This is a genomic window from Halopseudomonas aestusnigri (genome assembly GCF_002197985.1).
Lineage (GTDB): Bacteria > Pseudomonadota > Gammaproteobacteria > Pseudomonadales > Pseudomonadaceae > Halopseudomonas > Halopseudomonas aestusnigri.
This window is the reverse complement of sequence record NZ_NBYK01000001.1, coordinates 208,637-223,740: the sequence shown is the minus strand read 5'-3', so window position 1 is coordinate 223,740 and position 15,104 is coordinate 208,637. Positions and strand designations below refer to the sequence as shown.

The following is a 15,104-nucleotide window of genomic DNA, read 5'->3' as shown; positions in this document are numbered from 1 at the left end:
CCGCCCTTGACTCAGCGCGGTTCGCCCGTGCGACCCGCGGCAAATAATTGGCGACTGACCAGCGGACGATCGCCCAGGTGAACAGCCAGCACCTGGCGCATCAGCCCCTTGGCAACCGGCAGCGCGTCGACGCTGGCCCAGTCCAGCGCAGCCATCGCCAGCAACCCTCGCCCGGACAGACCACTTGAGGTGGTATCGACCACCGGATACAAACCCAGATCCGGACTCCAGCGGTACAGGGTATCAGCCAGCACCGGCTGCTGATCGGCGTCCTCGGTCAGACTGAAACCGTAACCCAGCAGTTCCAGCAGACGCCACTCGAATTCACGCAGAATCGGTTCAACCGAAGACGGCGACGACGCCAGCCGCTCCAGCGCCGACTGATAGCCGGCAAACAGCAGCGTCTGAGCGTCGCCCGGTGACAGCAGACGAACCAGCAATTCATTGAGGTACATACCGCTGAACAGCGCCTGCCCCTGCAGTCGTGCATGAGCACCGGCCACTTCAGCCTGCTGCAGGGTTTTCAGGTCACCGCGGCCGTGCCAGCTGACCAGCAGCGGCACGAAGGGTTGAGGGCGAACACCGCGACCGCTACCCCGCGCGCCGCGCCAGACAACCCGCTGCAGCCCGCCCTGCAGGCTGAGCAAGTCTACCAGTGCACTGGTGTCACGGTAGGGTCTGCTGTGCAGGACGTAGGCAGGCTGCAGGTGCTCGCGCATGCAGGTCAGTCGTCGAAGCGGTAACCCAGCGAACCGAGGGCGCGCTCATCATCAGACCAGCCGCGACGCACCTTGACCCAGAGGTTGAGCATGATCTTGCTGCCGAACAGCTTCTGCATGTCGAGGCGCGCTTCCTGACCGATCTTCTTCAACCGCTCACCGCCGTCACCAATGATGATTTTCTTCTGCCCTTCACGCTCGACCAGAATCAGCGCGTGAATATGCAGAATGCGCCCTTCCTGCTTGAACTGTTCGATTTCAACCGCGACCTGATAGGGAATCTCGGCGCCCAGTTGACGCATGACCTTTTCACGCACCAGCTCGGCAGCCAGAAAACGCGAGCTCTTGTCGGTCAGCTGATCTTCCGGGTAGAAGTGCTCACTCTCCGGCAGCCGTTCGGCAATCAGCGACTCCAGACGGTCGATATTGCGCCCCTGCAATGCAGACACTGGGACAACTTCGGCGTTGGGCAACTGCTTGGTCAACCATTCCAGATGCGGCAACAGCTCGTTCTTGTCGTCCATCCGATCGAGCTTGTTGACCACGATCAGCACCGGACAGGTCAGATACTGCACCCGCTCCAGCACCATCTGGTCTTCATCGGTCCAGCGCAGCCGGTCAACCACAAACAGGACAACGTCAACATCACGCAGGGCCTGACTGGCGCTCTTGTTCATAAAGCGGTTGAGGGCTTTCTCGTTTTCCTTGTGCAAGCCGGGGGTATCGACATAAATCGCCTGCACCGCTCCCTCGGTCTTGATACCGAGCAGCGTATGACGGGTTGTCTGCGGCTTGCGCGAGGTGATGGCCAGCTTCTGGCCGAGAATATGGTTCAGCAGGGTCGACTTGCCGACATTCGGCCGGCCGACAATGGCTACGTAACCGCAGCGGGAAACAGCATCAGTCATCGGCTCGCTCCACACCCAGGGCGATCAACGCCTGCTGGGCTGCCTGTTGTTCTGCAAGGCGGCGGCTACTGCCAACGCCGTACGTGCGTTCGGCCAGCAATGCGACCTGACAGTCCACCTTGAATGTTCTGCAGTGGGCTTCACCACTGCTCTCGATCACTTCGTAACGCGGCAGCTCGCTTTGACGCGATTGCAGGAACTCCTGCAGCCGTGTTTTCGGATCCTTGTTGTTGTCGACCAGCGTCAGGGTCGCAATATGCTCGCCCAGCCAGTGCAGAATCCGCTCGCGGACCGGTTCGAGCCCGGCATCCAGATAAATGGCACCGATAATCGCCTCGGTTGCATCCGCCAGGATCGATTCGCGGCGAAAGCCTCCGCTCTTCAGCTCGCCGGAACCCAGGCGCAGGTACTCGCCCAGCTCAAAGCCCTTGGCCAGCTCGGCCAGGGTTACACCCTTGACCAGGCGTGCACGCAGCCGCGAAAGCTGGCCTTCTCGGGCCTGGGGAAAATGTTGGAACAGCATCTCGGCGGCAACAAAATTGAGAATCGAATCACCCAGAAACTCCAGGCGTTCATTGTTGCGCCCACCGAGACTGCGGTGGGTCAAGGCCAGCACCAGCAGGTCCTGGTCCTTGAATTGGTAGCCTATCCTGCGCTCTAGTCGGTCTAGCTTGTTGCTCACTTTAGCGGTCTGATAATGAATGTTTCGTCGAAGTGGACCAGCAGGTCCACTGTATTCAGCAACGGCGCTCGCACTTCGTACTTGAGCACCAGGGTGTAGGCGTTCTGGCCGCTCTGCGTCACCTTGATGGCTTCCTTCGCGTCGATGTCGCGAATGCCGTTGAGCTGCATGCCCTTGTCAATGTAGCTGTTCAAGTCACGCAGCGAGTTGATCTTGATGGTCGGATCTTCATTGACCGTGGTAATGATATTGCGCAGCGAGTAATGATCCATGTAGATCGGGGTCAGCTTCATGGCAATGATCATGCCGAAGACAATCAGCGCAATAACGGCCAGCCAGCCGAAGAAGGATGCCCCTTGCTGTGAGTGGCGCATGAGAACCTCGTAATCCGTCGTTGATGTTATATCCTGTTCGGCGCACTCAATGGATCAGAGCGACGCTCGAAAAACTGGGCAGATTGCTCAGCTTCGGTTCCGGCCAATGCATCCAGACCGCGAAGGCCTTACCCACAATATAGTTGTCGGGAACCATTCCCCACAACTCCCTGGGCATATCCGCAGACTGCCAGTAACGGCTGTCGTTGGAGTTGTCGCGGTTATCGCCCATCATGAAATAGTGCCCTTCGGGCACCACCCACTCGTTCGGTCTGGGCGTCTGCGACAGCTGCTTCTGGCGGATCTGATGACTCACCTCACCGAGCTGCTCATTGAAGATAGCCGCCTTTGCCACTGCCTGCAGCGGATGACCGTCCGGCACTTCGTCATCCGGCACGATCTCAACCAGTTCGTGTTCAATCTTCTGACCGTTGATATACAGCTGCTTTCCAGCATAGCGGATATGATCGCCAGGCAAGCCGACAACACGCTTGATGTAGTTGATGGCAGGGTCGTTGGGGTAACGGAATACCATGACATCACCACGCTGCGGCTCGCCAATCGGGATGACCTTGGTGTCGATCACCGGCAGGCGAATGCCGTAGGCAAACTTGTTGACGAGGATAAAGTCGCCTACATCCAATGTCGGCTTCATTGAGCCGGAGGGAATCTGGAACGGCTCAACCAGGAAGGAACGCAGGATCAGCACTACCGCCAGCACAGGAAAGAACGACTTGCCGTATTCGACCAGCAGCGGCTCCTTGTCCAGCCGAGCGATGGTCTGAGGGTCGGCAACATCGACCTGGGCTTCATAGGTGGCAATCGCGCGACGACGACGTGGCGCGAGCACGATACGATCAAGCAGGGCCAGAAACCCACTGACGGCAACCGCAATCACCAGCACCAGTGGAAAGTTGATATGCATCATCGTTCGCGCTTACCGTCTCTAGTTGTCGACTTTGAGTACCGCCAGGAACGCATCCTGCGGAATCTCCACACTACCCACCTGCTTCATGCGCTTCTTGCCGGCCTTCTGCTTTTCAAGCAGTTTTTTCTTCCGGCTGGCATCACCACCATAGCACTTGGCAAGTACGTTCTTGCGTAACGCCTTGACGGTTGAGCGGGCGACGATCTGGCCACCAATGGCAGCCTGAATCGCCACATCGAACATTTGTCGCGGAATCAGGTCTTTCATCTTCTCGACCAACTGGCGTCCCTTGAAGGCCGCGTTGTCACGGTGCACGATCAACGCCAGCGCGTCGACCTTCTCACCATTGATCAGCACGTCAAGACGCACCAGCTTTGCCGGCTGGAAGCGGTCGAAGCTGTAGTCCAGCGAGGCATAGCCGCGGCTGACCGACTTCAGCCGGTCGAAGAAATCGAGTACCACCTCATTCATGGGCAGATCATAGACAACCTGAACCTGGGTGCCGAGAAAGACCATGTCGTGCTGCACGCCACGCTTGTCGATACAGAGCGTGATCACGCTGCCGAGGTGATCCTGTGGCACCAGAATGTTGGCACGCACGATCGGCTCGCGCATTTCCTCGATCATCGAGGGGTCGGGCAGCAGCGACGGGTTATCAACGTAGATAACCTCACCGCCCTTCTTCTCCACCTCGAACACTACGGTCGGGGCGGTGGTAATCAGATCCAGATCGTACTCGCGCTCCAGGCGCTCCTGGATGATCTCCATGTGCAGCATGCCGAGGAAGCCGATACGGAAGCCAAAGCCCAGTGCCTCGGAGCTTTCCGGCTCGAACTGCAGCGCAGCATCGTTCAGCGTCAGCTTCTGCAGCGCCTCGCGAAAATCCTCGAAATCATCGGAACTGACCGGAAACAGGCCGGCATAAACCTGCGGCTTGACCTTCTGGAAGCCCGGCAGCGGATCGACATCCGGGGTATTGGACAGGGTCAGGGTATCACCCACCGGCGCACCATGAATGTCCTTGATACCGGCGATAATAAAGCCCACTTCACCGGCCTTCAGGTCAACAGTTTCGGTATGCTTGGGGTTGAACACGCCGACGCTGTCGACCAGATGGGTCTTGCCGGTCGACTTGACCAGCACCTTGTCACCCTTCTTGATCCGGCCATGCTTGACGCGCACCAGCGACACCACGCCCAGGTAGTTGTCGAACCAGGAATCAATGATCAATGCCTGCAGCGGTGCTTCGATCTCGCCTTCAGGCGCAGGAATGGAGTGAATCAGCGCTTCGAGCACATCCTCGACCCCGATGCCGCTCTTGGCCGAGCAGGCAACCGCATCTGTCGCGTCAATGCCGATTACGCTTTCAATCTCGGCCTTGACCCGCTCCGGCTCGGCCTGGGGCAGGTCAATCTTGTTCAACACCGGCATGACCTCAAGGCCCTGCTCGATAGCGGTGTAGCAGTTGGCTACCGACTGCGCCTCCACACCCTGCGCAGCGTCCACCACCAACAGCGCGCCCTCGCAGGCAGCGAGCGAGCGGCTGACTTCGTAGTGAAAGTCGACGTGACCAGGGGTATCAATAAAGTTCAGCTGGTAGGTCTTGCCGTCTTTGGCGGTGTAATACAGCGTGACGCTGTGCGCCTTGATGGTGATACCACGCTCGCGCTCCAGATCCATGGAGTCGAGTACCTGCGCTTCCATTTCACGCTCGCTCAGACCACCGCAGATCTGGATAAAGCGGTCGGCCAGCGTCGACTTGCCGTGGTCGATGTGGGCAATGATGGAAAAATTACGAATCAGGCTAAGGTCACTCACAGCGCGGATCATCCAGACAGGGTTGCCAGACATGGCGAGACGGGGAGCCGACTCCCCAAAACAGCCCGCGAGTTTACCTGATTAGCAGCCATGTCGCCATCGCTGCAGCCCCCGGTCATCGCCATCTCAAGACCGCTGATGACCGGAAGCCTGTGGCGACGACTTACTCCGCCAGGCGGAAGGTGATGTAACTGGCGCGGCCCTGACGAATCACCCGCATGGAGATGGAGCGATTGTCCGGCAGATCACGGGCAATACGCGTGAAGGTTTCCACCGAATCCACCGAACGATTGTCCAGGTTGGTGATGATATCGCCGGGCCGCAGCCCGACCATCGCACCCGGCCCCCGGCTCACCTCACGGACCACAACACCGGAGTGAATATCCAGGTTCTTCTTCTGGTCATCAGTCAACTCGACGACCGTCACACCAAGACGGTTGGACGCTACGCTCGGCGCCTGTTCATTGGTGCCTGTTGCCGCAACCGCATCATCATCCGGCAGCGTGCCAATCTCCATGGTCAGCGTCTTGCGCTGCTTGTCACGCATCACCACCAGCGTTGCGTCGGTTCCGGGACGAACCCGGCCTACCGCATGGGGCAGGTCGGACGAGCGCACAACTTCGTGACCATTGAACTCAAGGATGACATCGCCGACTTTCAAACCGCCCTTGTCGGCAGGACCGCCCGGCATGATCTGGGCCACCAGGGCGCCGGCCGGCTTGGGCAGATCGAACGACTCGGCCAGATCCTTGTTGACCTCCTGAATGACGACACCCAGCCAGCCACGCTGGACGCTGCCGCTATCCTTGATCTGCTCGACCACGTCCATTGCCACGTCCATCGGGATGGCGAACGAAAGCCCCATGAAGCCACCGGAGCGAGTGAAGATCTGGGAGTTGATGCCCACCACTTCGCCGTCCAGGTTGAACAGCGGACCACCGGAGTTACCCGGATTGATCGCTACGTCAGTCTGGATAAAGGGAACATAGTTCTCGTTCGGCAGGCTGCGCCCCTTGGCACTGACAATACCGGCGGTTACCGAGTAGTCGAAGCCGAACGGCGAACCAATCGCCAATACCCACTCGCCCGGCTTGAGGTCCGCCGACTTGCCGATCTTGACTACCGGCAGGTCGTCACCGGCATCAATTTTCAGCAACGCGAGGTCAGAACGCGGATCAGCGCCGACCAGCTCCGCCTGCATTTCCCGACGATCAGACAGCCGGACGAAAATCTCGTCGGCGTCGGCCACCACATGGTTATTGGTCAGCACATAGCCATCACGGGAAATAATGAAGCCCGAGCCGAGCGACTGGGGAGCCTCTCGCTCGCGTGGCGCTGGGGCCTGCGGGAAGCTGCGCTCAAAGAATTCACGAAACATCGGCGGCATGCCCTCCAGATCAGGCATACCCTGCATGCCTGCAACCGGTTGGCTGGATACCTTCTGACGGGTACTGATATTGACGATAGCCGGGGAGGCTTCCTCCACCAGCTCGGTAAAGTCCGGCAAATCCGCGGCAACTGCCAGTGATTGCCACCCCAGGACCAGCACGCTCGCAGTTGCGAGGGCCCAACGTCGAACAGACAACATAAGCGTGAATTCTCCTCACCTGTACTCAAGGACCATCTTGCAAGACATCAGCCGTTCAGCCGTCCCTCCTGGACGAAGGGCATCATCTGCCCGGCAGAACGCAACACCTGCGGCATCAGCCGCGTGTCACGCTGCGCTTGCTGGCCGTGCCAACGAACCACTGCAAAACCGGCGATCAGACCGGATACCGCAGCCAAGATCACCATCGGCTCCGCCGCCTCCAGCGCCTGCGCCAGCAAAGCGGCCGCAAACAACCCGAGCAGTGGAGTCAGATAAACCCAGAGCGCGCCGCGCACGACGGCGTCCTCGGGAATACCGATAAAGACTTCATCACCTATTTGCCAACTGCGATCCGTCAGGGCACGGATAAATCCGCGCCTGGCACCGCTTCCAACCCGTGCGAGCAATGCCTGACCGCAACCGGCCTTGGCGGCGCAGTTGCCACAGGTGCTGCTGCGCACCGTTTCAACCCACACCGCCCCCTCTTCAACACTGAGGACACGCCCGCGCTCTTCAATCACTGGGCCATCTCCGCAGTCGCAAAGGGAAAGGACGCCGCGATACGCTCGGCGGTTGCCGGGGGAATTTCACCGACGATGGTTGCCAGATAACCCACACCCTCGACCTGCAATCGACGACTGACAGCCACGGTCGGCCCCAGCTGAGCAAGCAAATCTTCCGCCAGAGCCCCATCACCCAAAGGCTCGACAAACAGGGTAAATCGAGCCAGGCCATCGCTGAAGGCCTGGCTCATGACCTGCGGTTCATTGACCGCCAGTGTGCGAACTACCGGCTCGCCGGCAACAAAACCCGGCGGAATCCAGCCAGGCACCCAGCCGGAGGTATCCACGCGCTTTTCCAGCGGGTGCTCGGCCAGCGTCAGGCAACTCGCGCCCGGTTCGAGCTGCTCGTCCGTCAACTCGGCAAACTGCACATCAGTAAACTGAAAACGTTCGAGCAGCACATTGCGCTCGTTAATGAGCAGGGACTTGAGCAGCATGCCGGTCTGGTCATCCAGATACAGCTCATAGGCATAACGAAACGCGTCACGGGGCTTCATGGCGATCACCGTAACCGGGCGATCCGCAACCCGGGTGGTGCCCAGCACCTCCAGTGCATACCAGCGTTGCAGCTGAGCCGGATTCAGCGTCGCAGGAGCCTCACCGCGCCAGCCCGACACTGCGGCGAAGGAGCTGGCGCATTGAATCTGTCCGTCACGTCGCACCCATTCCTGCGGCTCGCCGTCGGCGCGCAACATGCGCTCGGTGACGCCATCACCATCGGCGCGATGCCAGATATGGTGGGTGCTGAAACTGCCGGAGCGCTCGTAGACAAACGACCCCGAATAACTTTGCTGCCCTGATGCATCGACCATTCCCTGCAGCCACTGGCCGGCATCGCGTGCCTGAACCAGCGGCGAGATCAGCAGAGCGGCCAGGGTCAGGCCGCTCAGCGAGCATCGACAACCGACCACTAGCGACCTTCCATGCTGGCTGCACGGGCATAAGGAATGAGCTGCGGACTCGCCATCTGCGCACTGGATTCGGCATGCTCACGCAGATAGCGACCGATGCGCTGTTCGTGCCACGCAGACGGCGCTTGAGCAGGCGCAAGAGGCTCTGCACCGGCGTTTCCGGCCTGCGAGTACCCTGCCAGCACCGCACCGGAGCGCGCTGCCGGGTTGGCCTGCAGCATCGACGGCGCGGTCATGGTGCCGGCCGTCATCTGGGCACCGCCGGGCGCATCGCCCTGGTTGACCATGCGCACACCGACCAGTACCGCCAGGGTCACCGAAGCGGCCACTGCAACACGGCCCAGGTTGCGCCAGATAGTGGAGACCGGTTTGACATCGGCTGGCGCCGGCGCCATCTGCAGCTCTGGCTCGTCGCGCAGCGCGGCAGCAATACCCGCAGACAGATCAACAGCCCCCTGCCAAGGCTCCTTGTGCATCACCGCACGTGCCACCTGATAGCGCGACCAGGTACTACGCAGTGCCGGGTCCTGCTCAGCGGCCTGGAGAACACGGCGCACTTCCAGCTCGTCAGCCTCGTTATCCATAAGCGCGGAAAGAGACTCCTGCAAGACTTCGCTTCTCATTGCTTTACCTCTGCTGTTGGCCCATCGGGCTCACTGCGTTGCACCCCACCCTGCTACCTAGGCTTCAAGCAGCGGTTTCAGGGCTTTGTCGATTGCCTCCCGCGCCCGGAAGATCCGGGATCGAACTGTGCCTACCGGACAGTCCATCACATTGGCAATGTCTTCATAGCTCAACCCTTCGAACTCACGCAGGGTCAAAGCCGTTCTTAAATCATCAGGCAACTGTTGCAGCGTTCGGTTCACTACTTGCTCGATTTCGTCACGCAACATGTCGCGCTCGGGCGAGTGAATATCCTTGAGAATGCTGTCGCCGTCGTAATACTCCGCCTCATCTGCGGCTATATCGCTGTCCGGCGGGCGGCGATTGCGTGCCACCAGATAATTCTTCGCCGTATTGATCGCGATGCGATACAGCCAGGTGTAGAAGGCACTGTCGCCGCGAAAATTCGGCAGCGCACGGTACGCCTTGATAAAGGCCTCCTGAGCCACATCCTGCGCTTCGTGACTGTCATGCACGAAACGGGTCACCAGCGCGAGAATCTTGTGCTGGTACTTGAGAACCAGCAGGTCAAAGGCACGCTTGTCGCCCTTCTGAACACGCTCAACCAGCTGTTGATCGCTCTGCCCCGTCATTGACTTGCCACTCTTCGGAGTCCGCGATCAGCGTTGTTATCGTAGACACAAGATGTAACCAAAAGTTCTCCCCTCACTCAGGTTCAGGACTAGGAGCACGGGCGATGTTAAAAAGTTCCCCCTTGAATGCAATAAGCCATCACTCATATCAACCGCAGTGATGTCCCAGGCACTCCCCCATGGGTGGCAGTATTGTGAGCGACTCGCCTTCTATATACTAGGCCACCTCGACGCAAGCATTGAGCGCAAAGAACGCAATGACTCAACAACGGCAATACGATGTACTGGTCATCGGCAGCGGCGCTGCCGGCCTGACTTTGGCACTGCACCTGGCAAGCGACCTGCGTGTCGCCGTGCTCAGCAAGGGGCAGCTGTCGGAAGGCTCCACGTTCTGGGCGCAAGGCGGCGTTGCTGCCGTGCTTGACGACACCGACACGGTCGATGCACATGTTCAGGATACGCTGATCGCCGGCGGCGGCTTGTGCCATGAGGATGCCGTGCGCCAGATCGTTGGCGACAGCCGCGATGCGATCGGCTGGCTGGTCGAACAGGGCGTCCCCTTCACCCGCGAACGACGCGAGGACGGCAGCGAAAGTGACGATTTTCACCTGACCCGCGAAGGCGGCCACAGCCACCGGCGCATCATCCATGCAGCCGACGCCACCGGCGCCGCGATTTTCAATACGCTGCTGCAGCGCGCCCAGCAGCACGACAACATCGAACTGCTCGACAACCGCGTTGCAGTTGACCTGATCACCACCCAGAAGCTCGGCCGCGACGGCAATCAATGCCTCGGCGCCTATATCCTGAACCGCTCGACGGGCCACGTCGAAACCGTTGCTGCGCGCTTCACCGTGCTGGCCACCGGCGGCGCCAGCAAGGTGTATCTGTACACCAGCAACCCCGACAGCGCCTCAGGCGACGGCATTGCCATGGCCTGGCGGGCCGGCTGCCGGGTAGCCAATATGGAATTCAATCAGTTCCACCCAACCTGCCTGTATCACCCCAAGGCCAAAAGCTTTCTGGTTACCGAAGCATTGCGAGGTGAAGGGGCGCTACTGCGTCTGCCCAACGGTGAGCGCTTCATGCCGCGCTTCGATGAGCGCGCCGAACTGGCACCGCGTGACATCGTGGCCCGGGCGATTGACCACGAGATGAAGCGTCTCGGGCTCGATTGCGTCTATCTGGATATCACCCACAAGCCGGCCGACTTCATCCGCAGCCACTTCCCGACCGTGCACGAACGCTGCCTGGCCTTCGGCATCAACATCACCAAGGAGCCGATTCCGGTGGTACCCGCAGCGCACTACACCTGCGGCGGCGTGATGGTCGACAGCAGCGGCAGAACCGACATCGATCAGCTTTACGCCATCGGTGAAACCAGCTTTACCGGCCTGCACGGCGCCAACCGCATGGCCAGCAACTCGCTGCTCGAGTGCATCGTCTACGGACGCGCCGCCAGTCGTGACATTCTGGAGCAGCTCGACAGCATCGCCATGCCTCAGAACCTGCCCAACTGGGACGAAAGCCAGGTAACCGACTCGGACGAGGACGTCATCATTTCGCACAACTGGGACGAGCTGCGGCGCTTTATGTGGGACTACGTGGGGATCGTAAGGACATCCAAGCGCCTGCAGCGTGCCAAACACCGGGTCGACATGCTGCGCGCCGAAATTCATGAGTTCTACAGCAACTACCGGGTCAGCCGCGACTTGCTCGAGCTGCGCAATCTGGCCCTGGTGGCCGACCTGATCATCCGTTCGGCCATGCTGCGCCGTGAAAGCCGCGGCTTGCATTACACCCTGGACTTCCCGGCGCAGCTGGACGAAGCGCAGGATACTATTCTGCAGCCGCCCAGCGCTGGCGACTGAAACGCAGCCGCAGACGCAACCGCCGCAGGCTTTCCTCGGAGGCTGCGTCGGCCGGCAACACGACCGATACCGGGCACCAGCGCCCCTGCTCACGCAACCGAACGACCGTCAGCATGGCACTGACGTAGGTGTCACCCAGCAGGCGGGCAGTCACCTCCGAGCCATCGCGCCGCAAGATATGCCAGCCATCGCTGTCAAAACGCAGGCCGGTCACCGAGTGCGGATGACTCAAACTGATCTGGCGCGGCCAGACCCAGCTGCAGTAACAGGCAACCAGCAATAGACAAAGCAGACTCGGCCAAAGGGGCAGCGCGCTTTGCAGCACACCGACACAGGCCAGCAAGCCCATCAACATCAGGGCCAGCGCCAGCCAGCGTGAAGGCTGGCGACGCAGCAAAAGGTATTCAGTCGGGCTGTACACGATCGAGAATCATCTCCACGATGCGCTGCAAATCCGGGTCCTCCGGCTTACTGCGCTGCATGAACCAGCCGAACATATCCTGATCCTCACATTCCAGCAGCTTCTGATAACGCTGCTTATCGGCTGCCTCCAGCGTCGGATACGCTTCCTGCAGGAAGGGCACCAGCAATACATCCAGCTCCAGCATGCCGCGACGGCTATGCCAGAACAAGCGCTTCATTTCTATATCGGCCGACATCGGCAACTCCACAGTGAGGATTGAACTGCTCGGTAAAAACCGCATTATAACGTCAGGCAACGCCTGACAAGCACCTGCCATGGCCCCTATGATGTACCACCTGAACCATTGGAACAACGACAGGCATGACTCAACTACCCGACCTCGCCGCTCGTTTTACTGACGACCGGGCAGACTGCGCCACCTGCATCAGCTTGCTGAGCCACGAAGGCATTATCGCCGTTGAAGGCGTCGATACCGACAAGTTTCTCCAGGGCCAGCTCACCTGCGACCTGAAATCCGTCACCGGCACCACTGCCACCCTGGGCGCTCGCTGCAACCCCAAGGGCAGAATGCAGTCGAGTTTTTACCTGTGGCGAACAAATCAGGGCGTCATGCTGGGGCTTGATCGCCAGCTGATCGCCGCACAGCTCGCCGATCTCGGCAAGTACGCCGTCTTCTACAAATGCGAACTGAGCGACCAGAGTGACAACCGGGTCGGCTTCGGTATCTGGGGCGAAGCCGCCGATGCCGCCCTGCAGAGTTGTGGCCTCGACATGCCAGCCAATGGCACGGTGGCGCACAAGGATGACCTGTTTGCCATCGGGCTGCCCGGCGGCGCCTGCGTCCTGTGGGTGCCGACCGAGCAAGCCGAGTACCTGCTGGACACCCTGTGCCAGCATGCCGATCCGGTCAGCCTGAACCAATGGCAGCTGCAGCGCATTCGCAGCGGGGTCGGCCAGGTCAGTGACGAAACCCGGGAGCACTTTATCCCGCAAATGCTCAACCTTCAGCAGCTCGGCGGTGTAAGTTTCCGCAAGGGCTGCTATACCGGTCAGGAAATCGTGGCGCGCATGCAGTACCTGGGCAAGCTGAAACGCCGGATGTACCGTCTGCTGATGGCCGGAGAAGCACCCCCCTCGCCCGGTACCGAGATCATCGACCGCGAGAGCGGCAAGGTGGTTGGAGAGGTCGTCATGGCCGCCCGCAGCCATAAGGCCATTGAAATGCTGGCTGTTGTTCAGAAAGATGCGGCACAATTGAGTACATTGAGTGCAGGCGATAGCGACGGACCACTGATCAGCCTTGCCGATCTGCCCTATGAACGCGAACTCACCAGCGCAGAAGCCGAATAACAGAGAAACAAGGGACACGAGATGACAGATCTTGCCCAGCGCGTCCAGGACGAGCTGATACAGGCCATCGAGAAAGACCAACTGGTGCTGCCCACACTGCCGGAAGTCGCCCTGCGAGTACGCGAGGCAGCTGAGGATCCGGATGTCAGCATTCCCCACCTGGTGAAGGAAATCAGCAACGACGCGGCCCTCAGCGCCCGACTCATCAAGGTCGTCAACAGCCCGCTGCTGCGCAGTCGTCAGGAAATCACCGATCTGGCCATGGCGGTCAACCGCATGGGCATTACCTACACCGCCAACCTGGCAACCGGTTTGGCGATGTCACAAATGTTCCAGGCGACCTCCGACGTCATTGATCGCAAGATGCGTGAGGTCTGGACCCGCAGTACCGAAGTAGCAGGCATCAGCCACGTGCTCTGCCGTCACTACACCAAACTCAAGCCCGACCAGGCCACGCTTGCCGGCCTGGTGCATCAGATTGGCGTGCTGCCGATTCTGTCGTATGCCGAGGAAAACTCGCAGTTGCTGCGCGACTCCATCAGCCTCAATCTGGTCATTGACCGCATCCATCCGGTTCTCGGGGATCGCATCCTGCAGGCTTGGGACTTTCCGGCACCGCTGCGTCACGTGCCCTCGGAGCACCTGGACTTTCAGCGCAACTCGTCCAGCGTCGATTACGCCGACATTGTTCAGGTCGCCATGCTGCAGTCACTGGCAGGCACCCAGCACCCCTACGCACTGATGGACTGGAGCACCATCCCCTCGTTCGCCAAGCTGGGGCTGGATCCTGCAGGCGAGCAGGAAGACGAAGACCTGTCAGCCGAAATGGAAGCCGCCATGCAGCTGCTGGGCTGAGCCAGCAGTGCGAGCCTCCGGTTACCGCCGCGTCCACTGCGGCGGTCGCTTCTCCAGAAAGGCATTTACGCCTTCTACCGTATCCTCCAGCTCGAACAGATCGACGAAGCGCTCGCGCTCACGCGCCAACAGGGTATTGATCGGCTGATCTCTGCCCCCTTGAATCAGCTCCTTGCAATAACGCACAGCCGCCGGACTCTGCCGTGCAACCTGCGCCGCCAGGCGCAACGCCACGCCCAGTGCCTGCCCCTGCTCAACACATTCCTCGACCAGACCAATGCGCTCGGCACGCACTCCATCGACCCGCTCGCCGCACAGGATCATGCGCTTGGCCCAGCCCTCTCCAACCAGCCAGGCGAGCGCCTGAGTGCCACCCGCGCAGGGCAGCAAGCCGACGCCCGCCTCCGGCAGCGCCATCTGCGCCTGCCGCTCGGCGATGCGAATATCGCAGGCCAGAGCGCACTCCAGTCCACCCCCCATCGCGTAACCGTTGATGGCGGCAATGGTGACCCCGGAAAAGTCGCGCAGCGCCTCAAATGCGAGCCCGAACAACCGCGCCATCTCCCGGGCGCGGGCCGGATTGCCATCGGCAAACATCTTCAGGTCGGCGCCCGCCGAAAAGAAACGCTCGCCGCGCCCGGTCAGCACCAGCGCATAGATATCCGGGTCATTGTTGAGATGCCTGAGCAGGTCCGGCAGCCCGTGCAGGGTATCGGAATCCCAGGTATTGGCCGGCGGGTTGTCGATGGTGACCAGCGCCGTATGGCCGGCCTTTTGTACCACCAGCTTGTCGGTGCGCGGCACCAGCGCGGTATAGGGTTGCAGAGCATGTTCCATGACAATCTCCAGCAGTCGTC

Annotated in this window: 17 protein-coding genes; 3 read left to right on the top strand and 14 right to left on the bottom strand. The window is 60.4% G+C overall.

The window, feature by feature from the left end; all coding sequences use genetic code 11:
* Positions 1-11: 11 nt before the first annotated feature.
* The 11 genes from recO to rpoE all read right to left on the bottom strand — a co-directional run bounded on the left by recO (position 12) and on the right by rpoE (position 9,747).
* Entirely contained in the window at positions 12-719 is a 708-nt protein-coding gene (gene recO / locus B7O88_RS01120; RefSeq protein WP_088273353.1) for a DNA repair protein RecO, read from the bottom strand.
* A gap of 5 nt (positions 720-724) precedes the next feature.
* On the bottom strand, positions 725-1,627 hold the full coding sequence (era, locus tag B7O88_RS01115) for a GTPase Era (protein ID WP_088273352.1): 903 nt from the start codon (positions 1,625-1,627) through the stop codon (positions 725-727).
* On the bottom strand, positions 1,620-2,309 hold the full coding sequence (rnc, locus tag B7O88_RS01110; RefSeq protein WP_088273350.1) for a ribonuclease III: 690 nt from the start codon (positions 2,307-2,309) through the stop codon (positions 1,620-1,622). The genes era and rnc overlap by 8 nt, the downstream gene beginning before the upstream one ends.
* Positions 2,306-2,683 carry a DUF4845 domain-containing protein gene (locus tag B7O88_RS01105; RefSeq protein ID WP_088273348.1) on the bottom strand — a complete coding sequence of 126 codons (378 nt, stop codon included), beginning with the start codon at positions 2,681-2,683 and terminating at the stop codon, positions 2,306-2,308. The genes rnc and B7O88_RS01105 overlap by 4 nt, the downstream gene beginning before the upstream one ends.
* A 46-nt stretch (positions 2,684-2,729) precedes the next feature.
* Positions 2,730-3,608 (bottom strand): signal peptidase I, encoded by an 879-nt coding sequence (lepB, locus tag B7O88_RS01100; RefSeq protein ID WP_088273900.1) that lies wholly within the window; start codon positions 3,606-3,608, stop codon positions 2,730-2,732.
* A 21-nt stretch (positions 3,609-3,629) separates the two neighbouring features.
* The gene (gene lepA / locus B7O88_RS01095; RefSeq protein ID WP_088273899.1) at positions 3,630-5,429 is read right to left on the bottom strand and encodes a translation elongation factor 4; all 1,800 of its coding nucleotides are present in this window, start codon (positions 5,427-5,429) and stop codon (positions 3,630-3,632) included.
* A gap of 163 nt (positions 5,430-5,592) precedes the next feature.
* Positions 5,593-7,017, bottom strand: coding sequence for a DegQ family serine endoprotease (locus tag B7O88_RS01090; protein WP_088273347.1), 1,425 nt, complete (start codon positions 7,015-7,017; stop codon positions 5,593-5,595).
* Between the two features lie 47 nt (positions 7,018-7,064).
* Entirely contained in the window at positions 7,065-7,538 is a 474-nt protein-coding gene (locus B7O88_RS01085) for a SoxR reducing system RseC family protein (protein ID WP_088273345.1), read from the bottom strand.
* The gene (locus B7O88_RS01080; protein WP_088273344.1) at positions 7,535-8,491 is read right to left on the bottom strand and encodes a MucB/RseB C-terminal domain-containing protein; all 957 of its coding nucleotides are present in this window, start codon (positions 8,489-8,491) and stop codon (positions 7,535-7,537) included. The genes B7O88_RS01085 and B7O88_RS01080 overlap by 4 nt, the downstream gene beginning before the upstream one ends.
* On the bottom strand, positions 8,491-9,114 hold the full coding sequence (locus tag B7O88_RS01075; protein WP_088273343.1) for a sigma-E factor negative regulatory protein: 624 nt from the start codon (positions 9,112-9,114) through the stop codon (positions 8,491-8,493). The genes B7O88_RS01080 and B7O88_RS01075 overlap by 1 nt, the downstream gene beginning before the upstream one ends.
* A gap of 57 nt (positions 9,115-9,171) precedes the next feature.
* Entirely contained in the window at positions 9,172-9,747 is a 576-nt protein-coding gene (gene rpoE, locus B7O88_RS01070) for an RNA polymerase sigma factor RpoE (protein WP_088273341.1), read from the bottom strand.
* Positions 9,748-10,004: 257 nt separating this feature from the next.
* On the opposite strand from rpoE, the gene nadB reads away from it, so the two are divergent.
* Positions 10,005-11,618: an L-aspartate oxidase gene (gene nadB, locus B7O88_RS01065; protein ID WP_088273339.1), complete on the top strand. Its 1,614-nt coding sequence runs from the start codon at positions 10,005-10,007 to the stop codon at positions 11,616-11,618.
* Here the strand turns inward: nadB and B7O88_RS01060 are convergent.
* Complete coding sequence (locus B7O88_RS01060; RefSeq protein ID WP_088273337.1) at positions 11,587-12,039, bottom strand: hypothetical protein; 453 nt, start codon at positions 12,037-12,039, stop codon at positions 11,587-11,589. The two genes, nadB and B7O88_RS01060, sit on opposite strands and share 32 nt — an antisense overlap.
* Positions 12,023-12,277 carry an FAD assembly factor SdhE gene (locus B7O88_RS01055; RefSeq protein WP_088273335.1) on the bottom strand — a complete coding sequence of 85 codons (255 nt, stop codon included), beginning with the start codon at positions 12,275-12,277 and terminating at the stop codon, positions 12,023-12,025. Before B7O88_RS01055 ends, B7O88_RS01060 begins: the two co-directional genes overlap by 17 nt.
* Positions 12,278-12,402: 125 nt before the next feature.
* Here B7O88_RS01055 and ygfZ point away from each other — a divergent pair, with 125 nt between their 5' ends.
* Both ygfZ and B7O88_RS01045 read left to right on the top strand, forming a co-directional pair.
* Positions 12,403-13,392, top strand: a complete 990-nt coding sequence (ygfZ, locus tag B7O88_RS01050) for a CAF17-like 4Fe-4S cluster assembly/insertion protein YgfZ (RefSeq protein ID WP_088273333.1) — start codon at positions 12,403-12,405, stop codon at positions 13,390-13,392.
* 21 nt (positions 13,393-13,413) lie between these two features.
* The gene (locus B7O88_RS01045; protein ID WP_088273332.1) at positions 13,414-14,247 is read left to right on the top strand and encodes an HDOD domain-containing protein; all 834 of its coding nucleotides are present in this window, start codon (positions 13,414-13,416) and stop codon (positions 14,245-14,247) included.
* A gap of 21 nt (positions 14,248-14,268) precedes the next feature.
* Here the strand turns inward: B7O88_RS01045 and B7O88_RS01040 are convergent, their stop codons facing one another.
* Complete coding sequence (locus B7O88_RS01040) at positions 14,269-15,084, bottom strand: enoyl-CoA hydratase (RefSeq protein ID WP_088273331.1); 816 nt, start codon at positions 15,082-15,084, stop codon at positions 14,269-14,271.
* Positions 15,085-15,104: the final 20 nt, after the last annotated feature.